The following is a 20,115-nucleotide window of genomic DNA, read 5'->3' on the forward strand; positions in this document are numbered from 1 at the left end:
ATGACGGATCAGTTGGAGAAGGCTGCCGCGCAATCGTTTGCGACGTATCAGGATGCAAGAGCTTGGATTGAAGGGCTTGTGCCGTTCGGTATTCGCCCGGGCATGGAACGAATTAACCAGCTTATGGAGGCCTTTGGAAATCCGCAGCGCCGGTTAAAGTTTATTCATGTTGCCGGAACGAACGGCAAAGGCTCCGTTTGCTCTTACTTGACTAGCGTGCTGCTGCAATGCGGTTATGATGTAGGGACCTATACGTCCCCGTACTTAACGAAGTTCACAAACCGATTTCAATATAATGGAACGGATATACCGGAAGAAACGCTTCTTCGGTTAACGAACCGCTTGAAGCCTCATGTTGACGCCATCGCAGCAACGGAGCTTGGTTCGCCGTCCATGTTCGAGGTATCCACTGCACTGGCCATATTGTATTATGGCAGTGAGTCTTACCCCGACTACGTCGTCTGGGAGACCGGTCTTGGCGGCAGGCTTGACGTGACGAATATCGTGACGCCGGTCGTCTCGATCATTACGAATGTCGGTCACGACCATATGGACATTCTCGGCAATACGATCGAAGAAGTGGCGCGGGAGAAGGCCGGTATTATTAAATCCGGCGTGCCTGTTATAAGCGCTGTCACCCAGCCAGAAGCGGCTCAAGTCATCATTGACACCGCAAAGGCGAATAACAGCGCGTTGTATCTATTGGGAGAGCAGTTCACGGAGACGCCTCTGATGCTGCGCGAGGATGAGCAATCATTCCGGTTCGACGGACCGTTCCGCTCAATCGAGCCGCTAGCTATCACGATGAACGGTGCGCATCAGCGCATGAATGCCGCTGTAGCTGTGATGGCGCTGGAAGTGCTGCGTCAATATTATGCCTTAATCGTCGATGAGGAGAATCTACTGCAAGGGTTGCGCAATGCGACATGGCCAGGACGGCTGGAGATGGTCAAGCAGTCACCGCGTCTTCTTCTTGACGGTGCCCATAATCCGGAAGGAGCAGAGACGCTTGCGGCTGCGCTAAGGGATACATACCGGTACGAGCGTCTTCATCTCATGATGGGTATGCTGGCAAATAAGAATCATCATGACACATTACGGCATATACTACCTCTAGTGGATACGCTAGTTGTGACCGAGCCTGATTTTCGTAAGGCGATGCCCGCAGGAGAACTAGCGGAACTCGTGCATTCTATGCGAGAGCAGAGCGGCCGTTCCTTCGAGCTCATCGTAGAACCGAATTGGAAGCAGGCGCTTCAGCAGCTGCAGACGCTTTCCGGCGAAGCCGATTTGGCGGTCGTAACCGGAACGCTCTATTTGATTGCCGACGTCCGCTCCAAGTTGCTCTATAATACGGAATCTGAAAAAGGATGGTGAACCGTCTTTGAATACGGCAGAACACGTTCATTTCATCGGTATCGGCGGTTACGGCATGAGCGCCATCGCGCGAGTAATGCTGGAAATGGGCTATAAAGTATCGGGCTCTGACGTTGTGCTTCAGGAGCTTGCAGAGAAGTTGGCGGCTAAAGGTGCACGCATTTATATCGGCCATGAACCAGAGAATGTCAAAGGTGCGGATCTTGTTGTCTATTCGACGGCGTTATCACGCGATAACGTAGAGCGGAAGGCTGCGGAAGAGCTTAATATTCCAATTCTGCATCGGGCGCAAATGTTGGCCAGGCTGATGAACAACGGTAAAGGCGTAGCTGTAGCCGGCGCTCACGGTAAGACAACGACGTCCTCCATGATTGCATTGGTCATGGAAACTTGTAAGCTCGATCCGACCTATATCATCGGCGGTGAAATTGTGAACGTCGGCACTAATGCGAAGGCGGGTAAAGGCGAATATGTAGTTGCGGAAGCGGATGAGAGCGACGGTTCTTTCCTGCAGTATCATCCTAGCGTTGCGATTGTAACCAACATCGAACCGGATCATCTCGAAAACTACGATGGCGATTTTGCGAAATTGAAAGCCGCTTATCTGCAGTTTTTGAGTCAAGTTAAGCCAGGCGGCAATGCAATCGTCTGCGCAGATGACGAAACGATTCGGGAATTACTGCCCCAGCTCGAAACTGAGCCGCTGGGCAGCGGGGCGCTCGTTACGTATGCGATCGACCGGGAAGCGGCCTACACCGCACGAAATATCGTGCTGGGCGACCGGAAGGTCTCGTTCGATATGGCACATCATGGAGTTGTGCTCGGTCGGATCGATTTATCGGTACCGGGCCGCCACAATGTTTATAATGCAATGGCCACGGTCATTACATGTCTGGAAGCGGGTGTTTCATTCGAAGCGATCGCGGCGGCGATTGTCGAGTTCCGCGGCGCCAAACGGCGGTTCCAGGTGCTCGGAGAAGTGAATGATATACTCGTCATCGACGATTACGCGCATCACCCGACTGAAATTCAAGCGACGATCAGTGCTGCTAAGGCGACAGGGAAACGTATTATCGCGATTTTCCAGCCGCAGCGCTATACGCGCACCTATTTCCTTCTGGAACAATTCAGCCGGGCGTTTACGGAAGCGGACGAGGTCATTATTACCGACATTTACTCTCCTGCCGGCGAACAGCAGATCGAGGGCGTCCATTCCAAGAAGCTAGTCGAGATGATCATTAATAATAGCAATGCGAACACGACATACATTCCGACCAAAGAAGAAGTGCAGCATAATCTTGCGGAACGCGTGGCACCAGGAGATCTTGTCATTACGATGGGGGCCGGCGACATTTGGAAAGCGGCCGATGGTCTGGCTAAAACTTTGCGAGTTCAATACGGTTCATAACAAATAACCGGTTCGATCGCCATACAACGGCGGGAGAGCCGGTTATTGTTTTTCTGCAGGCCGAGCTGGTTTGATCCGGTGAACAGAATAGGTAAATCTTGTTCATTGAGCTTTCTCGATCTTTCTAGTAAGTTTTTAAAGCAAAGGCTGCCTGACTGTCGTCTTAATAAGTGACACATAATCGCGGCGGTTCGCGAGCAGGCAATTCAGGTTCTAATTCTCTCATTTCGTTCATAATCTACTAAAAGTAGAATGTGGACAAGGAGAGAGTGACATGAATTCTAAAGCTCGCATTACGTATCGCTTCGACAAGAACAATGGATCGCGCATGGAACGGAAGCCGGAGCCCTCAGCCCCCCCTGTCAAATCGAATGTAGTGCCTTTCTTCCAAGAGGAGTTGAAATTCACATCGGAAATCGGAACATGGAACAGCCCTTTTCAGGACGATGCCCATGCGCTCGAACAGCTCATTCGAGATACAGAACGCGAGAAGACAGAAGCCTCTGCCGCAAATAATCACCGTCAGGATGAGCCGCGCGGAAGCGGCCTGAATAAAACCGAAACTACGTCAATTACGTATAAGTTTGGGCCAAATACTCCAAATGGGCTGCCCCTGGAGGAAGAGAAAGCAGAGGACTTGAATTCGATTCCGCTGGGCGATGCATTTGATGGATATGGGCCGGGTACGGACTTATATCGGGGAGTAACGACGAAAGATCTGGTTAGCGAAGGCCCAGTCATTGATCCTGAGCTAGACCCAAGGCAACCGGCTAAAGGACCTGCAGAATTCCACAGGGAGCCTTCCTATCGTACCTCCCGGGGGCCTTCGTGGTATAAAGTATTCGCATCGGTTACGGGAGCAGTCGCAACTGGGGCAGTCTTCGGTTATCTTGTACTAACTTTGTTCACCGGCGGCGGTTCACCCGGGGAATCCAATGTGCTGACAGAGCCGGCAGGCAGCAGCGCGATCGTCGAGCCGGGTGGCAAAGGAAACGGAAATGCCGGCAGCGGGAACGCCACTGCAGGGGGCAAGACTGATAAACCGCAAGCAAGCGGGGCAGACGACAGCGCAAACCCTACATCGAATTCCGGAGCAGCAGTCAATAGTGTCGCCATCCAAGTCCCGCAATCTGACTATTATATGCTTCAATACGGTGTCTTCAGCAATAAAGAGGGCATGGATAACGCCATTGCTGAGCTGAAAGAGAAAGGTCTTGCGGCGGCTTCCTTAACGACGGGAGAAGACTTTAGAGTTTACATTGGAATGGCTGCCGACCAAAGCAATGCCCTTATGCTCAGTCAGCTGCTCGCCGATCGAGAGGTCTACATGAAGCTGATCGAAGTTCCGGCACTTGCCAAGTTTCCTTTCGCCGGTGAAGCGTCTGCGGCACAAACTTTTCTGAATCAGACAAGAGAGCTCATACATGCTCTGAGTACGTTCACGTCCGCGAATCTCGGAGAGCAGAAGCAAGAAGCGGGAGATTGGAAAGAAGCCCATCAGAAATGGACGCGTGAACGGGCGGGCATGGAAGCGGGAATTAAGGATCAAGCGGGAATAGAGGCATTCCGCAAGCTTGGCCAAGCGCTTAATAATGCAGCCGTTGCGGCAAGTGAATATGAGAATAAAGCCTCGGAAGCCCACTTATGGTCGATTCAATCGTCGCTCATGGAGGCCATCTTTATCGAGAAGACATGGTTTACATCGATCGATGGATTGTAAAGCGTTTCTATCGCGCGTATAATGAAGAGGGTGTCAAAATATGGCGAGGGACGTTGGAAGATGAAGAAAAACTTTTGGATATTGCTGCTATTCATCCTCATTGGCATGTTGGCTGGGGCACTGGTATCACGGTGGCTGCAGCCAGTTCCCGGACTTTCCTTTCTAACGAAAACTTCACCAGTCGTCTGGTCGCCAGCAGCCGATCTGCTTGTACTCAGCTACGATCTCACCATTCGAATCGAGGTCAGCCTGCTGAGTGTTATTGGACTAATCATCGCAATATGGTTGTATCGTAAAATGTAGGGAAATCTATATCGATATCCCCTGCCTCAAGGAGTGCTTACAAGGATGGATATTTCCCTCTCAACTCATTCATTACACATTCGCCAGCTTGTTCTGGCTTCATCTTCTCCGCGCCGGCGGGAACTGGTCGCATCGCTCGACCTCTCCCTGCCGGTTCTCATTTTGTCGACAGATGCGGACGAGACGACGCCTGCGGATTGGGCGCCAGCTTATATTGTCGAGCAGCTTGCACTTCGCAAAGCGAGAGCTGCTATCGAATCACTTCAGGGTGACCTAGTGCTAAACTCGGTCGTTGTAGGTGCGGATACGATCGTTGTGCAAGGCGGAGAAGTAATGGGCAAACCAAAGGATGCGGCGGATGCCGTGCAGATGCTTAGCCGCTTGCAAGGGCGGGAGCATCAGGTTTATACCGGCGTCGCATGCATCGGAACCGGCGATGGCAAGGAGCTTGTCAGACACCGCATGACACGCGTGAAGATGAAGGCATTGGATACGGATCGAATCGAGCGCTATGTGGCCACCGGTGAACCGATGGATAAAGCGGGAAGCTACGCCATTCAAGGGCTGGGCGCAGTCATCGTCGACTCGATCGAGGGATGCTACTTCAACGTCGTCGGACTGCCGATATCTCTGCTAGCGGAGATGCTGTCAGCTTACGGCGTCGAGGTGTTTTAGAGGATCCACCACACTGGCGATAAGGCGGGGAAGGACATGGAAGCGCACCAATACGTGCTGCGGGATGTCCCTAACGAAGAACGACCTAGAGAGCGCTTGATGACTGTTGGGGCTGAGGCGTTAAGTCATGCGGAATTGCTTGCTATATTATTAAGAACGGGAACGAAGAGCGAGTCGGCTGTGCTGCTTGCTTCCCGAATTTTGAAGGAAAGCGGCAGCCTGCTTGGATTGGTCGATATGAGTATTGAGGAACTGACCGCGATCCGAGGCGTCGGCCCCGTAAAGGCCGTACAGCTTCGAGCGGGTATCGAGCTCGGACGCCGGCTAGCTAAGAGCCGTCAAGGGGAAATGCCTGCGATCCGCAAGCCAGCCGACGCCGCAGAGCTCATGATGGAGGAGCTTCGTTACTTCAAGAAAGAACACTTCGTCTGCCTCTTTCTGAATACCAAGAATCAGGTCATTGCTAAAGAAACATTGTCCGTCGGAACCTTAAATGCATCGCTCGTTCACCCTCGCGAAGTATTTCGCGCCGCCATCAAGTGCAGCAGCGCTTCGATCATTTGCTTACATAATCATCCGAGCGGAGATCCAACTCCTAGCCCGGAAGACATTGCGATGACTAAGCGTTTGCAGGAAGCGGGCGAGCTTGTCGGCATCGACGTGCTTGATCATCTGGTAATCGGTGACAACCGTTTTATCAGTTTGAAGGAGCAGGGTCTGATGTAATATAATAAATAGGATTGTCTTTCAAAAGGAAAGGAAGAATGAATATGTTTGGTGGCTCTAAGGATTTGGGAATTGACCTCGGAACGGCGAATACGCTTGTTTACTTGAGAGGCAAAGGCATTGTCGTCAGAGAACCGTCTGTGGTTGCTCTGCGTACCGATACAAAAACAATCGAAGCGGTAGGCGAATCGGCGAAGAAGATGATTGGCCGTACGCCTGGCAACATTCGTGCCGTTCGTCCAATGAAGGACGGCGTCATCGCCGATTTTGAAACAACGACGACGATGATTAGATATTTTATAAGACAAGCCCAAAAGAGCCGCAGCTTATTTCCGCGCCATCCCAATGTAATGGTATGTGTGCCGTCGGGGATTACAGCCGTTGAGCAGCGTGCCGTGAAGGATGCGACAGAGCAAGCCGGCGCGAAGGAAGCCTTCACGATCGAAGAGCCGTTCGCAGCGGCAATCGGAGCGGATCTGCCGGTATGGGAACCGACAGGCAGCATGGTAGTTGATATTGGCGGAGGCACGACGGAAGTTGCCGTCATCTCTCTGGGCGGTATCGTTACAAGCCGTTCGATCCGCATTGCTGGCGATGAGATGGACGAAGCGGTCACGCAATATATCAAGCGCATGTATAACTTGATGATCGGTGAGAGAACGGCGGAGCAATTGAAGATGGAGATCGGTACGGCGCTTGCGCTGGAAGAGACGGAAACTACCGAAATCCGCGGCCGCGACCTCGTCACAGGCTTGCCTAAGACACTCACGATTACTTCCGATGAAATTAACGAAGCTCTTACCGACACGGTGAACTCGATCGTTGATGCTGTGAAGGTTACGCTGGAGAAATGTCCGCCGGAGCTGTCGGCCGATATTATGGACCGCGGCATCGTGCTGACGGGCGGAGGGGCGCTGCTCCGCAATCTGGACAAGCTGCTGGCCCGTGAAACCGGCATGCCGGTCATCGTAGCGGAGAATCCGCTCGATTGCGTAGCAATCGGAACCGGACGTGCGCTTGATAATATCGATTTGTTCAAAACACGGGGAGGCCCGGTTTCCCGTTCCAAGCGCTAATCTCCGGATGGGGAAATAGGACGGACGGATGATTGGAATGGGCGGGTGAAGATACGTGTTTAATTGGATGCGAAACAGACGGATGTTCGTGCTGATGATAATCGTAGTCTTGTTTGTGGCAGTTATGGGTTTCTCGATCGGGGACAGGAAGAAGCTGACCTGGCCGGAAAACTTTGTACTCGATGCTTCTGGAGTCGTGCAGCAATGGTTCTACAAGCCCGCTGGATACATAGCGGGCTTGTTTGAAGATTTGACCAACCTGCGCGGCATCTATAAAGAGAACGAGGAGCTCCGCAAGATGGCTGCGGCTTATGCGCGAGATAAGAACAAATACAATATTTCCGAGCAACAAAATAAAAGGTTGAAAGAAGATCTAAACTTTACTGAAAGGCAAAAAGGTCTGAATGATTACCGCTACTTGATTGCTCAGGTGATTGCGGTGAGCAACGATCCGTACAATCAGACCATCCGTATCAATCTCGGTTCCAAGGACGGGATCCAACCGAACATGGTTGTCGTCACAAGGGATGGCCTAGTCGGGCACATTAGCCGAGTCACGCCATTCTCGTCTAACGTTATGCCGCTGACAGAGCTGGATGACAAATCGCCGGATTCGAAGCAGTATGCCGCTACGGTACTCGGTAAGGAAAGCTTATCATTCGGAATGGTGGACAATTTCGATGCCGAAACCGGGAAGCTGTCAATGTCCAGAATTGCAGAGAATGACCCCTTGACCAAGAATGATGTCATTATTACATCGGGCCAGGGCAATGTATTCCCACAAGGAATGATTATCGGTACGGTTGAGAATGTACAGGTTGGCGACATCGGTCTGACCCGTACGGCCACGATTAAACCGGCGGCTGATTTCGATCACTTGACGGAAGTGTTCGTCGTCGAGGTACCGAGCATGGAGGAGACCGCGGAATGAGTATGCAGCGGATTATTCCCATTATGCTGCTCATCTTCTTCATAGAAGGCACGATCTTCTATTGGCTGCTGCCGGGAAACCTCGTATCTCGTGTCGTTCCTCATTTCACGCTGGCTTTCGTGCTGTTCGCTTCGTTGTACCGCGGGCGCCATACGGCTGTGCTGCTAGGCTTGTCCTTCGGACTCCTTCAGGATATTGTCTATTATGGAAACATCATCGGCGTGCATTCGTTCTCGATGGGATTGGTTGGTTACATGACAGGACTTCTTTTGGAACGCAAAAGAAGTACGCTGTTGATGGCTCTTACAATGATTTTACTATCTACGCTTGTGTACGAAACGGTCGTCTATTTTGTTTATAGAGTGTTCCGCCTGACGCATCAGACTTATGAATGGGCACTTATGGATCATATAATTCCGAGTCTCTTCTTACAGCTTGGCTTTGTGCTTGTCATCTACGTACCGGCTCGGCGATGGTTCGAGGGCACGGCGAAAAAGAAAGGTGAAGAAGAAGAAGAATAGAGCGGATAAGCAGGAATCGGCACGTATCGGAAAGAATCGTATACGTATAGGGGAGGGACGAGCGTGACCGAGAAGCAGCATATTACGATTAAAGGCGTCAAAGAAGGTCTCGTGTTTCTACTTGACGATGCCTGCGATTTTTCCGTGTTGCTTGAAGAACTGCAGTACAAATTGGAAAAGTCGCATCAGCAGCTGCTGACGGGTCCGATCGTTCACGTTCAAGTCAAGCTGGGTTCCCGCCATCTCTCCGAGGAGGAGCTGGAGCAGCTTCGAACGATTATACGGGCGCAGGGCAATCTGCTCGTACAGTCGATCGAGAGCGAGGCCCCTGCGATTCCGGAGGATGAACCAGGCAACAATATTAAACTGCTGACCGGCATCGTCCGTTCAGGCCAGACCGTGGAGCATGAAGGAAACCTGCTGCTCATGGGAGACTTGAATCCGGGCGGATCCTTGCTCTGTACAGGCGATATCTACGTATTGGGGGCTCTTCGCGGGCTGGCGCATGCGGGGAAAGACGGACGTACGGACGTCGTCATTGCGGCTTCACTGCTGCGGCCTACGCAGCTTCGTATCGCAGATGTCATCAGCCGGCCGCCTGACGAGTGGATAACCGGGGATGCCTCAATGGAGTTCGCTTACTTGAACGAAGGCGTCATGAAGATCGACAAGATGACGCAGCTGAACCGTTTACGAAAACAACCGATTCTATTTAAAGCATAATCGTATAGACGATCGGTGACAGGGCCGGATCGAATTAGCAGTGGGGAGTGTCTGTCATGGGTGAGGCGATTGTAGTAACATCGGGTAAGGGCGGAGTAGGGAAAACGACGACATCAGCCAACTTAGGTACGGCGTTGGCTCTGCTCGGCAAAAAAGTATGCATGGTGGATACGGATATCGGATTACGTAATCTGGATGTCGTGATGGGTCTTGAGAATCGGATTATTTACGATTTGATTGACGTTGCGGAAGGGCGCTGCCGGCTTAATCAAGCGCTTGTGAAGGATAAGCGGTTCGATGAGCTGTATATGCTTCCCGCTGCGCAAACCAAAGATAAGCAGGACGTTTCTCCGGAACAAGTGCGGGATATCATATTGGAGCTCAAGAAAGAGTTCGAATATGTCGTTATCGATTGTCCCGCGGGCATCGAGCAAGGATTCCGCAATGCGGTTGCGGGCGCGGACAGGGCTATCATCGTTACGACGCCTGAGAATGCTGCAGTCAGAGATGCCGATCGGGTGATCGGTCTGCTCGAGCAAGCCAGTGTACCTGCCCGTTTGATTATTAACCGTATTCGTGCCAGCATGGTGAAATCGGGTGAGATGCTCGATATTGACGAGATCTGCCAAGTATTGGCGATTGATTTGCTCGGCATTGTACCCGATGATGAGAAAGTGATCAAAGCGGCCAATTCGGGTGAACCAACCGTCATGGATCCGACGTCACGCGCAGCCATTGCTTACCGGAACATCGCTCGGCGCATGCTTGGCGACATGGTTCCGCTTATGCCATTGGAGGAAAAATCGGGCGTTCTGAAACGGTTCCGAAAGTTTCTTGGGATAGGATGATTTAATCGTGTTAGGTAAACTGAAGAAAATCGACTGGGGTATCATTCTTATTCTCCTCGTCCTAATGGTTATAAGCACCTTGCTTGTTCGAAGCGCGACTTTCGGCAATCCTGGTTATGCGAATTATGATACGAAGACACTTATTTTCTACGGAGCGGGCTTTGTTCTCGCCATTATGATGACGCTTCTGGATTACCGGGTTTTGTTAAAAGGCTGGTACGTCCTGTACGGAATCGGTATCGTCCTGCTTATCGTGGTTTATCTGACCGCTGAGGAGATCAACGGCGCCCGCGCATGGTTTGAGCTTCCCGGCGGACTGCAGTTTCAGCCGGCCGAGATGGAGAAGATCATCCTCATTATTACGATCGCTTTCTTGATGGGGCGGCGCCAAGGGGATCCGCTTCGCATCCGGCATGACTTACTCGTCGTGGCCGCCTTCTCCTTCATTCCGTTCGCGCTCGTCATGATTCAACCGGATCTTGGGAATGCGATCATCTATCTGGTGATCGTGCTAGGAATGCTGTGGATCGGCAATGTCAAGTACACCCATGTACTCATAGGACTGGTCATCGTTGTCGGCGGACTCATGGTGTCTGTCTTTCTATTTAATCAATACAGCCAAGAGATCCATGATTACTTGGACAGCAAGAATAAGGTCCACTGGTATGAGAGGATCAACGGCTTCATTAACCCGAACGAAGCCTCTGACAAGGAAGTTTATCAGGCGAATAAAGCTAAAATTGCTATCGGCTCAGGTGGTTTAACAGGCGATGGTTATATGCAGGGGGATTCCAAGAACCGAAAATTCATTCCCTATCCGTATTCGGATGCCATATTCGTCGTTATCGGCGAAGAGTTCGGCTTCCAAGGCGCTGCGGTCGTGCTGCTGCTTTATTTTCTGCTCATATATCGGATGATCATCATTTCCTTCCACTGCTATGATATACGAGGCTCATTTATCATCATTGGCATCGTATCGATGTACGTGTTCCAAATTTTCCAAAATATCGGGATGATGATCGGACTTATGCCGATTACCGGTATTACACTGCCCTTTATCAGCTATGGCGGTACATCCTTGCTTCTTAACATGCTCTGTATCGGCCTGGTGTTCAGCGTTAAGGCACATCAGGAGAAATATGAGATCGAACATGTAGCCGTTCAGCGGACCGCCCGCTGAGACGGCTTTTTTTTATTGGACCAGAACAAGGACGATTCGGCAAGTACAACATAATTAGGTTTCCTCTCACATATACATAAATCGAACAAGCTGCTGCTTGTCTGTATGTATAAGCACGTATAACACACAGGTGCCGCTAGGACTTGAGGACAGGCATGCCGATTGTATGGAGGGGATGAACATGGATACGAAAAGCGGGGTTCGGCATCGCCGTCAAGAGCGGATACGCCGTATCATGGAGGAACAGCAGAACCTTGCAAAGCCGCCGAGTTCAACGGCAAAAGAAGATCGCAATCAGAAGCTTCCGATTCCGCTGCAAGAAGTAAAGTCATCCAGAGATAGCGAATATTCTCCTGGCAGTGTACCGGTTGACCGATTGGCAGAACGTGATCCTGAGCGGGATTGGAAGGAACGTACCAGCCCGTGGGAGAACGCCGGGTGGAATATGACTACCAAGCTAGCTCCTAAAGGCGAGAGAGCTTCGGTCAAAAGCGGCGGTCCTGGCGGAGGTACTTTCATACGCGGTCTATTCATTCAAACGATTATTGCGGGTATTCTCTTCGTCATCGTATTCGCTATGTATAAATTGGACCATCCGATTGCTAAGAAGGGACAGCAAATCGTGACAGCCGCGCTCACCGACACACTGGACTTCCAATCAGCCGCGGAATGGTACCGTTCGGTGTTTGCAGGGGCACCTTCGTTTATTCCGATATTTGACGGTTCTAATACCAAGCAAGCTGAGTTAGCCGAGGGCGATATCGAGCTCCCGACGTTTGCTCCGCTGAAGCAAGGTACGATCGTCAGGTCGTTTGCGGAGACACTTAGCGGCGTCGATATCGCCGGTAATGCCAATGAAGATGTATTGGCTTCGGAAACCGGGCGCGTGCTGCTTGTAAGCGAAGATGAGAAGACCGGGAAGACGGTTGTGATCCAGCATGCGAATCAGCGGGTAACGGTTTATGGCATGCTGGAGGAAACGCAGGTTGCCTTGAACGATTGGGTGGAAGCAGGCCGGCCGATCGGGAAGCTCAAAGCCGCGGCAGATGGAGAGAACAGCTTGTTGTTCTTTGCGGTGAAGGAGAAAGGCCGGTACGTCAATCCCGCTGACGTCTTCCCGATTGATTAAGTTTCGCGGCATCGTATGGTCCATCCATCCTCTCTTTGTGCTCGTCATGATCGCTTCCATCGTGACGGGCTATTTTGCAGAGCTGATCACCCTATTTGGCATCGTCCTTGTTCACGAGCTTGGTCATGTAATCGTCGCCCGCGGCTATGGATGGACGATCCGCGAGGTGAAGCTGCTGCCCTTCGGCGGCGTTGCTGAGGTGGAGGATACGGGAGGCTTGCCTGCCAAGGAAGAGGCAGTCGTGGTCTTAGCGGGTCCGCTGCAGAACGTATGGATGGGGGCAGCTGCATGGGGGATGGGGCAATTAGGCTGGTGGGACAGCGAATGGGCGGCATATGTTCTTCAAGCGAATATCATGATCGGCTTATTCAACCTGCTCCCCATCCTGCCCCTCGATGGCGGTAAGCTGCTACAGGTTGTCTTAAGTCGCTCGCTTACCTATCACCAAATGCTGACGTGGGGGGCTCGCATTAGCCTGCTGCTGAGTGCGGGGATGGTCTTATACGCCTTCTCGCCTTTGTTTCAAGGAGGCGGCAGAGGGATACAGTTAAATCTGCTTGCCGTCGGGATCTTTCTGTTTATGACGAATTGGACCTACAATCGTCATATCCCGTTTCTGTTTCTGAGATTCTTGACGAGCCGCGGAACGGCCTCGACCCGTCACATTATTAGAGGTGTTTGGGCACAGCCGATCGTGGTGTCGCAGCGGCATACCGTGACAGCGGCACTAAGGCTTTTTAAGCGGGATCGTTATCACCTTATCGTTGTCATGGAAGAGCGGGGGCGCATACTTGGCATCCTTCCAGAGCAGCAGCTCGTTAACGGATTTTTAGAAGATGGGAAGCCAGACCGTGCAGTTTGCGACCTTTTCATGTAAAATAGACCTGAACAGCAGACTAGGCTGGGATAGGTGGTCGAATTTGCGATGAAACAAATGTTGGTACATAGTCAAAGCGATATGCTGCAAACGGCGATTATACAAGAAGGTCGTCTCGTGGAATTTGATATGGAGAAAACCGAGGCTGCGGGGCAATTGGTCGGCAGCTTGTACAAAGGGAAGGTTATTAACGTGCTGCCTGGCATGCAGGCCGCTTTTGTCGATATCGGATTGATCAAGAATGCATTCCTCTATATTGACGACGTGCTGCATCCGCATCTGGAGCGGCAGCCGAAGGAAAAACCGTTGATAACGGAGCTGCTGCAGCCGGGGCAGGAGCTGATCGTTCAGGTGGTGAAGGAACCGCTTGGCGGTAAAGGTGCAAGAGTTACGACGCACTATTCCCTGCCTGGACGTTACTTGGTGTACATGCCCGAGGCGGATTATGTCGGTGTATCCAAGAAGGTGAACGGTGAGCAAGAGCGCGGCCGGTTGCGTTTTGTTGGCGATTCCATCCGGCAGGAGGGCGAAGGCGTCATCTTGAGAACGGCGGCGGAAGGCGAGAGTGTCCAGTCCCTTCAAGGGGATGTGGATTTCTTGCGGGGGTTGTGGTCAGGCATCGAGGAACGCGCCCGGCGAATGACCGCTCCGGCAGAGCTGCATCGTGAAGCCGGCCTTGCCCACCGAATCGTTAGAGACTTCCTGACCGCCGAAACCGACGAGGTATGGATCGATGACCGCAATCGGTTTATGGAAACGGAAACGCTCATTCGTCAGATGGCCCCTTCGATGCTGAAGCGGCTGAAGCATTACGAGCAGCGCGAAGCGATGTTTGCCCGCTATCGGATCAACGTTCAATTAAACGAGGCCTTCGATCGTCGAACAAGGCTCGATTGCGGAGGTGACCTGGTATGGGATACGACAGAAGCCTTGACGGTCATCGATGTCAACACAGGAAAATTCGTTGGGACAAGTGATCTTGAAGATACAGTATTCCGCACGAACATGGAAGCAGCCGAACAAATTGCCAGACTGCTCAGGCTCCGGGATGTAGGCGGTATTATTATCGTTGATTTCATCGACATGGAGCTGGAGCAGCACCGCGAACAGATTCTGCATCGGCTTGAAGCGCTTGTCCGGCTGGATCGGACCAAGTGCCAGGTCGTCGGCTGGACCCGGTTAGGCTTACTTGAACTGACGCGCAAGAAGGCCCGCAATCATGCGATGAACCAACCTTACGAAACATGCATGAGCTGTAAAGGCCGGGGAAAGATTCAATCCCTCGGCAAATGATAAATTGGCAAGAGGCCAAGATCTCCATCCCTGGAATCTGATCGATCGGATTGACCTCCAACAAGCAAGGATACAACCATGGATACCGCCATGGCGCGGCTTGGCATTACTGGAATTGTACAAGGATCCTAAGCAGCCTCGTGTACGTTTGTGCTCCTGCCGGTATCATGGTTGGGAGCTTGGATCGTTGCGAGCAGCCCCCTTTGTTCCCCGCGTTTCAATAAATCCAGTTGACCCAGTAGTAGAGAACGAATAATGTAAAGACGACTGTCGGAGGTATGACGATAATCGTCACGCGTGTGTAATCCTTCCAATGGATCTTCACTTTGTTTTTTCGTAAAATGTGCATCCATATTAGGGACGCCAACGTTCCGATCGGAAGCAGCAAGGAGCCGATATCACTCCCGATGACATTGGCCAAATAGGCGATTTTCAGCGATAAGGGGTCCAAATTCATTTCAGTCAGGGTCAATGTGCCGATCATGAGCGCTGGATGATTGTTGAACAGTGTGGACATGAGGCTCTGGATGCCGCCCATAATTAGGCTGGCGTTCAGCAGACTGCCGCTGACAAGGGGATGGAACAAAGCGACGAGCCAATTCGTGAACCCGATGTTATGCATCCCGTAGATGATGACATACATGCCGAAGGCGAAGATAAGAATATGCCAGGGTGTCTTCTTCAGCATATCCAGCGGTGCCATTTTCAGGTAATACCACCGCCAGCCGAGGAGCAGGAAGGACCCGATCACAGATACGAGTTCAATGGGCACGTGAAAATAAGAAGCGATGAATAAGCCGGCTCGCACCAGGAACACGAACACTAATATTTTTTGCATAAACCGGGTCTTCTGCTTGGCATCCATAGGTATATGCGGGGATTTCGGCTGGGTCTGCAGGGGATGCTTTCGGGCGTCACTAGACAACCACATGCTGCCAGCGATGGGCGGTAATTTCTTCGGAAGGATCCGGTAGCTGCACAGGAACAGTAACAAAACGAGAAACAGCAAACCGAGCGACGAAGGTACGAACATCATCAGGGTATGCATGTACAAATCCATATGAACGATTTTCATGGCGATGAGATTCACGATATTACTGACGCCGATCGGTGCGCTCGATGCCGTTGCAACAAGGGCCCCCGAGAGTAAATACGGAATTTTCTGATGATGCTTGAGCCGGAAGTTCTGCAGCAGGATGAGGAGAATCGGCGTAGTAATCAGAATGCTTCCGTCATTATTGAAGAAGAGTGTCATTAAAAAACAAATGAGATTGACATACCAAAAAAGGCGGATACCGGAGCCCTTTGCTCTGGCCGCTAATCCTTCCGCCGCCCAAACGAAGAAGCCGAAGCTTTCCAGGACGACCGCCATCACAATGGTTGACATAATCGTGATAGCCGCGCCGCTTACAGTGGAGCTAATCTGACCGAAATCGGATAGGGAAACGCTCCCGCTGGCAAGGACAAGCGCAGCTCCGATCGTCGAAGGTATCGCTTCATTCATGTCTTTAGGTCGCCATAGGATTAGCAGTACCGTCATAGCAAACGCGAAGATGGTTAGCGTAGTGGTGACGGGCCCATACATAGTCATCTCACCCCTTTCAGATCCGGATCATTACAGATGAATGCGTGTGTGCTGCGGCAGCTCGGATTGATGAACAGGTGCATCGGCTTCATGGAAGCTCTCGAGCTGTGGAGATGCTTCCGTCTCAGAAACAGCGGGTTTCAACAGGGCATAGAGGACAGAGCCCGCAATCGCGATAACAAGTAAAACAAACATGGTTATTCGCCTCCTATGACAATTATCTGAAACTACCAAATGTCCTTAGTAGCTATTGATACTGTTAATCTATGTCCTGCCAATAGAGTTGGAATGGACGAATGGCGGCGAAATGAGCGGAATGAATGAACATTTCATCCCCAGAAGAAACTTTTTTGAGCAGGTTATTGCTCTTGGGCGTGCCCGTGTGGTAGAATGTTATGGTGCGTGTGGAAGAGCTATCTTCTTCACATGCTCAATACCGCACAGAACAGGTCAAGAAGCTTGAATGGCTCAGTCGTTCAACACCTGCATCAGGCGAGTCTTCGACAATAAGGAGGTGCAACCCATGTTCGCAATCATTGAAACCGGTGGAAAGCAATACAAAGTCCAAGAAGGCGATGTCTTGTACATCGAGAAATTGGAAGTAACGGAAGGCGACAGCGTTACGTTTGATCGCGTACTAGCTGTTTCTAAAGGTGACGGTCTCGTAACCGGCACTCCGATCGTTTCCGGCGCAACCGTTTCGGCTAAAGTCGAGAAACACGGCAAAGGTCAAAAAATTATCGTCTACAAATATAAGGCGAAAAAGAACTACCGCCGCAAGCAAGGCCATCGTCAACCGTACACGAAAGTAACAATCGGCAAGATCCAAGCGTAAGGACAATGCCATGATTATCGTTACGATCGAACGTTACACGGATGACAAGCGAATCGCAGCATTCGCCGTTGAAGGCCATGCCAAGTTCGCCAAGCCCGGTAAGGATATCGTGTGTGCTGGTGTTTCAGCCGTTACGGTAGGAACAGTTAACGCCATCGAGCAATTAACGGGTCTCGAGCTTCCGGCTTCCATGAAGAACGGTTGGCTGCAATCCGATATTCCCGCGCAGGAGAACGACTCGGTTAACGAGAAGGTTCAATTGCTGATAGAATCTATGATTGTCATGCTCAGCACGATTGCCGAATCCTATGGGAAGTACGTCGAAGTTAGGGAACAATATCGGTGATGAAGGAGGAAACACTATGTTGAAACTGAATCTTCAGCTATTCGCTTCGAAGAAAGGTGTCGGTTCCACACGTAACGGTCGCGACAGCCAATCGAAACGTCTTGGCGCGAAGCGTGCAGACGGTCAGACGGTAACGGCTGGCAGCATTCTTTACCGTCAACGCGGAACGAAGATCCATCCAGGCAACAATGTCGGGATCGGTAAAGACGATACGCTTTTTGCTAAAGTAGAGGGCGTTGTCAAGTTTGAACGTTGGGGACGCGATCGTAAGAAAGTTAGCGTTTATCCAATCGATGCTGCTCCGGTAGCCGCAGCAGTGGAAGTTTAATCGTCATGAATGCCTCGGTCTGCTTTGCAGGCCGGGGCTTTTTTATGTGAATCCCTATGATCAGCACAACCCTCTTCCATGTGTTATTCGCGTGATCTTTCTGTGCTGTCGTGCTATACTATTTAGGGCTAGGAAAGAATAGGAAGGTAGGATTGTGGGCATGAATCGCATAAGAACAATGAAGCACTATGCGGCCGCATCCATACTGCTTCCTGCGGCAAGCGTACTGATCTGGCGCTCGGAGTTGTGGCTTCTTGCCGTCTTTATCGGCTGGGTTGCTGCAGCTGCGGTGTTATGGGTATGGTGCGAGCGGCAAGAGCAATCGAATCGAATGAGCAGAATGACTCACGCCCTGCAAACCGCATCGATTCGCACGCTCAATCACCACCGCCATGACTGGATGAATGATCTCCAGGTATTGTATGGTTATATTCGCATGGGAAAAGCGGATAGATCTGTACAGTGCGTGGAACAGATAAGAGACAGAATGGTGACAGAAAGCAAGATCGCCAAGCTCGGTATACCCTCGCTAGTGACGTATATACAATCGTTCCGTACAATGACGAACTCCCTTTTGCTGGAAGTGGATATTGACGGGGAACTTAATTTATCACAGCTGCCGCTGGATGGAGAACGTGTATCTAACGCAATAGTGGAAATCATTAATGTATATCGATTTGCAATCAAACCCGGCTTGGGGGAAGTGGCCAAGCTGACCGTCGAGCTTGATTTGGACGAGAAGGGGCTGCAGCTCGCTTTCTTATTCGAGGGTGAGATCGGCGATGTGAACGAATGGCAGCAGAAGTGGAGGCAGCGGGTGAAGGATACGCCGCTGCAGCCGCTGGGAGCCAAGCAACTGCCGGAGCAATTGCTGCTTCAGGCGGAGCTCGGAAATTGAACGGAGGAACATCATGTTTGTCGATAAAGCGAAGATATTTGTAAAAGGCGGCAACGGCGGCGACGGAATTGTCTCGTACCGTCGGGAGAAATATGTACCGGAAGGCGGACCAGCAGGCGGCGACGGCGGCAAAGGCGCAGACGTAATATTCCGAGTGGACGAGGGACTGCGTACGCTTATGGATTTCCGCTATCAGAAGCATTTCAAGGGCGAGCGCGGTGAACGGGGCAAGGTCAAGAGTATGCATGGCGCAAATGCGGAGAAGATGATCGTTCGCATTCCTCCGGGGACCATTATTCTCGATGAGGATACACAGGAAATCATTGCCGATATGACGCGGCATGGTCAAGAAGTAGTGGTTGCTCGCGGCGGACGCGGCGGACGCGGCAATGCGCGCTTTGCCACGTCGAGCAATCCTGCGCCGGGGTTCGCCGAGAATGGTGAAGAGGGCCAAGAGCGCTGGGTAATTCTCGAGCTGAAGGTTATGGCGGATGTCGGTTTGGTCGGATTCCCAAGCGTCGGCAAGTCGACATTGCTGTCGGTCGTCTCGGCCGCTACTCCGAAGATCGGCGCCTATCATTTTACGACGTTAACCCCGAATCTGGGCGTGGTGGATGTTGGTGATGGCCGGAGCTTCGTAATGGCAGATTTGCCTGGGCTGATCGAAGGAGCTCACGAGGGCGTTGGTTTGGGACATGATTTTCTGCGTCACGTGGAACGTACTCGTGTCATTCTTCACGTGGTGGACATGTCCGGCTCCGAAGGCCGCGACCCGTTCGAGGACTGGATCAAAATTAACGATGAATTGAGGCAGTACAATCCGCTTCTCGCGGAACGGCCTCAGATCATTGTCGCCAATAAGATGGATATGCCGGATTCGGATGAACAGCTTGCCATGTTCCGGGAACAGTTGGCTGAGCATGACACGGATATTCAATATGATATCGTCCCGATGTCCTCGCTGACCAAGCAAGGCGTTCAAGAACTGCTCTATAAGGCGGCAGACCTGCTGGAGACCGTTCCAGAAATGCCGCTTATCGAGGAAGTAAGAGACGTTGCGGAGCGCAAGGTCTACACGCTCGAGAAGCAGGAAGACCAATCGTTCACGATCCGCAGGGAAAATGAGTCGTTTGTCGTCGAGAGCGAATCCATCGAACGGTTTATCAAGCGTGTAAACTTGAATTCATATGACGCGATTATGCGGTTTGCCCGCACAATGCGCAAGATGGGCCTGGATGACGCTCTTCGTAAAGCAGGAGCGAAGGATGGCAGTCTCATATTGATCGGTGACTTCTCGTTCGAGTTTTTCGAAGGCAGCGACTATATGTACGAATAA

Annotated in this window: 22 protein-coding genes; 20 read left to right on the plus strand and 2 right to left on the minus strand. The window is 51.5% G+C overall.

Annotated features, from left to right (window positions below; genetic code table 11):
- The 15 genes from NNL21_RS19215 (at window position 1) to NNL21_RS19285 (ending at window position 14,787) form a co-directional block, all read left to right on the plus strand.
- On the plus strand, window positions 1–1,377 hold the full coding sequence (locus tag NNL21_RS19215) for a bifunctional folylpolyglutamate synthase/dihydrofolate synthase (protein ID WP_204818819.1): 1,377 nt from the start codon (window positions 1–3) through the stop codon (window positions 1,375–1,377).
- A 7-nt stretch (window positions 1,378–1,384) separates the two neighbouring features.
- Window positions 1,385–2,785: a UDP-N-acetylmuramate--L-alanine ligase gene (murC, locus tag NNL21_RS19220; protein WP_204818820.1), complete on the plus strand. Its 1,401-nt coding sequence runs from the start codon at window positions 1,385–1,387 to the stop codon at window positions 2,783–2,785.
- Between the two features lie 274 nt (window positions 2,786–3,059).
- On the plus strand, window positions 3,060–4,505 hold the full coding sequence (locus NNL21_RS19225) for an SPOR domain-containing protein (RefSeq protein ID WP_204818821.1): 1,446 nt from the start codon (window positions 3,060–3,062) through the stop codon (window positions 4,503–4,505).
- A gap of 60 nt (window positions 4,506–4,565) precedes the next feature.
- Window positions 4,566–4,808 (plus strand): DUF4321 domain-containing protein, encoded by a 243-nt coding sequence (locus tag NNL21_RS19230; RefSeq protein ID WP_204818822.1) that lies wholly within the window; start codon window positions 4,566–4,568, stop codon window positions 4,806–4,808.
- A 45-nt stretch (window positions 4,809–4,853) separates the two neighbouring features.
- Complete coding sequence (locus NNL21_RS19235; RefSeq protein WP_204818823.1) at window positions 4,854–5,483, plus strand: Maf family protein; 630 nt, start codon at window positions 4,854–4,856, stop codon at window positions 5,481–5,483.
- Between the two features lie 36 nt (window positions 5,484–5,519).
- Window positions 5,520–6,209: a RadC family protein gene (gene radC / locus NNL21_RS19240; protein WP_204818824.1), complete on the plus strand. Its 690-nt coding sequence runs from the start codon at window positions 5,520–5,522 to the stop codon at window positions 6,207–6,209.
- Between the two features lie 44 nt (window positions 6,210–6,253).
- Window positions 6,254–7,285, plus strand: a complete 1,032-nt coding sequence (locus tag NNL21_RS19245) for a rod shape-determining protein (RefSeq protein ID WP_204819104.1) — start codon at window positions 6,254–6,256, stop codon at window positions 7,283–7,285.
- An 82-nt stretch (window positions 7,286–7,367) separates the two neighbouring features.
- Entirely contained in the window at window positions 7,368–8,216 is an 849-nt protein-coding gene (gene mreC, locus NNL21_RS19250) for a rod shape-determining protein MreC (protein ID WP_309145340.1), read from the plus strand.
- Window positions 8,213–8,737, plus strand: coding sequence for a rod shape-determining protein MreD (mreD, locus tag NNL21_RS19255; RefSeq protein ID WP_204818825.1), 525 nt, complete (start codon window positions 8,213–8,215; stop codon window positions 8,735–8,737). The genes mreC and mreD overlap by 4 nt, the downstream gene beginning before the upstream one ends.
- Before the next feature lie 63 nt (window positions 8,738–8,800).
- Entirely contained in the window at window positions 8,801–9,460 is a 660-nt protein-coding gene (minC, locus tag NNL21_RS19260; RefSeq protein ID WP_204818826.1) for a septum site-determining protein MinC, read from the plus strand.
- 56 nt (window positions 9,461–9,516) lie between these two features.
- Window positions 9,517–10,308 (plus strand): septum site-determining protein MinD, encoded by a 792-nt coding sequence (minD, locus tag NNL21_RS19265; RefSeq protein WP_204818827.1) that lies wholly within the window; start codon window positions 9,517–9,519, stop codon window positions 10,306–10,308.
- A 7-nt stretch (window positions 10,309–10,315) separates the two neighbouring features.
- Window positions 10,316–11,488: an FtsW/RodA/SpoVE family cell cycle protein gene (locus tag NNL21_RS19270; RefSeq protein WP_204818828.1), complete on the plus strand. Its 1,173-nt coding sequence runs from the start codon at window positions 10,316–10,318 to the stop codon at window positions 11,486–11,488.
- Window positions 11,489–11,669: 181 nt separating this feature from the next.
- On the plus strand, window positions 11,670–12,617 hold the full coding sequence (locus tag NNL21_RS19275; RefSeq protein ID WP_204818829.1) for a M23 family metallopeptidase: 948 nt from the start codon (window positions 11,670–11,672) through the stop codon (window positions 12,615–12,617).
- Window positions 12,610–13,494, plus strand: coding sequence for a site-2 protease family protein (locus tag NNL21_RS19280; protein ID WP_204818830.1), 885 nt, complete (start codon window positions 12,610–12,612; stop codon window positions 13,492–13,494). The genes NNL21_RS19275 and NNL21_RS19280 overlap by 8 nt, the downstream gene beginning before the upstream one ends.
- A 48-nt stretch (window positions 13,495–13,542) precedes the next feature.
- Window positions 13,543–14,787 (plus strand): Rne/Rng family ribonuclease, encoded by a 1,245-nt coding sequence (locus NNL21_RS19285; protein WP_204818831.1) that lies wholly within the window; start codon window positions 13,543–13,545, stop codon window positions 14,785–14,787.
- 217 nt (window positions 14,788–15,004) lie between these two features.
- Here NNL21_RS19285 and NNL21_RS19290 read toward each other — a convergent pair whose 3' ends face one another.
- A complete protein-coding gene (locus NNL21_RS19290; protein ID WP_204818832.1) occupies window positions 15,005–16,372 on the minus strand; it encodes an arsenic transporter in 1,368 nt (455 codons plus the stop codon).
- Between the two features lie 30 nt (window positions 16,373–16,402).
- Window positions 16,403–16,567, minus strand: a complete 165-nt coding sequence (locus NNL21_RS19295) for a hypothetical protein (RefSeq protein ID WP_204818833.1) — start codon at window positions 16,565–16,567, stop codon at window positions 16,403–16,405.
- Window positions 16,568–16,895: 328 nt separating this feature from the next.
- Here NNL21_RS19295 and rplU point away from each other — a divergent pair, with 328 nt between their 5' ends.
- The 5 genes from rplU to obgE all read left to right on the plus strand — a co-directional run bounded on the left by rplU (window position 16,896) and on the right by obgE (window position 20,115).
- Window positions 16,896–17,207 (plus strand): 50S ribosomal protein L21, encoded by a 312-nt coding sequence (gene rplU / locus NNL21_RS19300; RefSeq protein ID WP_204818834.1) that lies wholly within the window; start codon window positions 16,896–16,898, stop codon window positions 17,205–17,207.
- Window positions 17,208–17,217: 10 nt separating this feature from the next.
- On the plus strand, window positions 17,218–17,553 hold the full coding sequence (locus tag NNL21_RS19305) for a ribosomal-processing cysteine protease Prp (protein WP_204818835.1): 336 nt from the start codon (window positions 17,218–17,220) through the stop codon (window positions 17,551–17,553).
- Between the two features lie 16 nt (window positions 17,554–17,569).
- Window positions 17,570–17,881 (plus strand): 50S ribosomal protein L27, encoded by a 312-nt coding sequence (gene rpmA, locus NNL21_RS19310; protein ID WP_204818836.1) that lies wholly within the window; start codon window positions 17,570–17,572, stop codon window positions 17,879–17,881.
- A gap of 160 nt (window positions 17,882–18,041) precedes the next feature.
- Window positions 18,042–18,779 (plus strand): Spo0B domain-containing protein, encoded by a 738-nt coding sequence (locus NNL21_RS19315; RefSeq protein WP_204818837.1) that lies wholly within the window; start codon window positions 18,042–18,044, stop codon window positions 18,777–18,779.
- A 13-nt stretch (window positions 18,780–18,792) separates the two neighbouring features.
- Window positions 18,793–20,115, plus strand: coding sequence for a GTPase ObgE (gene obgE / locus NNL21_RS19320; RefSeq protein WP_204818838.1), 1,323 nt, complete (start codon window positions 18,793–18,795; stop codon window positions 20,113–20,115).

It is taken from the genome of Paenibacillus mendelii (assembly GCF_024498075.1).
Taxonomy (GTDB): Bacteria; Bacillota; Bacilli; order Paenibacillales; family Paenibacillaceae; genus Paenibacillus_Z; species Paenibacillus_Z mendelii.

What these genes read in the sequence shown, in the direction of transcription:
- NNL21_RS19215 (WP_204818819.1), top strand. Translation starts at nt 1, where the DNA reads ATGACGGATCAGTTGGAGAAGGCTGCCGCGCAATCGTTTGCGACGTAT.
- NNL21_RS19225 (WP_204818821.1), top strand. Translation starts at nt 3,060, where the DNA reads ATGAATTCTAAAGCTCGCATTACGTATCGCTTCGACAAGAACAATGGA.
- NNL21_RS19230 (WP_204818822.1), top strand. Translation starts at nt 4,566, where the DNA reads ATGAAGAAAAACTTTTGGATATTGCTGCTATTCATCCTCATTGGCATG.
- NNL21_RS19235 (WP_204818823.1), top strand. Translation starts at nt 4,854, where the DNA reads ATGGATATTTCCCTCTCAACTCATTCATTACACATTCGCCAGCTTGTT.
- radC (WP_204818824.1), top strand. Translation starts at nt 5,520, where the DNA reads ATGGAAGCGCACCAATACGTGCTGCGGGATGTCCCTAACGAAGAACGA.
- NNL21_RS19245 (WP_204819104.1), top strand. Translation starts at nt 6,254, where the DNA reads ATGTTTGGTGGCTCTAAGGATTTGGGAATTGACCTCGGAACGGCGAAT.
- mreC (WP_309145340.1), top strand. Translation starts at nt 7,368, where the DNA reads ATGTTCGTGCTGATGATAATCGTAGTCTTGTTTGTGGCAGTTATGGGT.
- mreD (WP_204818825.1), top strand. Translation starts at nt 8,213, where the DNA reads ATGAGTATGCAGCGGATTATTCCCATTATGCTGCTCATCTTCTTCATA.
- minD (WP_204818827.1), top strand. Translation starts at nt 9,517, where the DNA reads ATGGGTGAGGCGATTGTAGTAACATCGGGTAAGGGCGGAGTAGGGAAA.
- NNL21_RS19275 (WP_204818829.1), top strand. Translation starts at nt 11,670, where the DNA reads ATGGATACGAAAAGCGGGGTTCGGCATCGCCGTCAAGAGCGGATACGC.
- NNL21_RS19285 (WP_204818831.1), top strand. Translation starts at nt 13,543, where the DNA reads ATGAAACAAATGTTGGTACATAGTCAAAGCGATATGCTGCAAACGGCG.
- NNL21_RS19290 (WP_204818832.1), bottom strand. Translation starts at nt 16,372, where the DNA reads ATGTATGGGCCCGTCACCACTACGCTAACCATCTTCGCGTTTGCTATG.
- NNL21_RS19295 (WP_204818833.1), bottom strand. Translation starts at nt 16,567, where the DNA reads ATGTTTGTTTTACTTGTTATCGCGATTGCGGGCTCTGTCCTCTATGCC.
- rplU (WP_204818834.1), top strand. Translation starts at nt 16,896, where the DNA reads ATGTTCGCAATCATTGAAACCGGTGGAAAGCAATACAAAGTCCAAGAA.
- NNL21_RS19305 (WP_204818835.1), top strand. Translation starts at nt 17,218, where the DNA reads ATGATTATCGTTACGATCGAACGTTACACGGATGACAAGCGAATCGCA.
- rpmA (WP_204818836.1), top strand. Translation starts at nt 17,570, where the DNA reads ATGTTGAAACTGAATCTTCAGCTATTCGCTTCGAAGAAAGGTGTCGGT.
- NNL21_RS19315 (WP_204818837.1), top strand. Translation starts at nt 18,042, where the DNA reads ATGAATCGCATAAGAACAATGAAGCACTATGCGGCCGCATCCATACTG.
- obgE (WP_204818838.1), top strand. Translation starts at nt 18,793, where the DNA reads ATGTTTGTCGATAAAGCGAAGATATTTGTAAAAGGCGGCAACGGCGGC.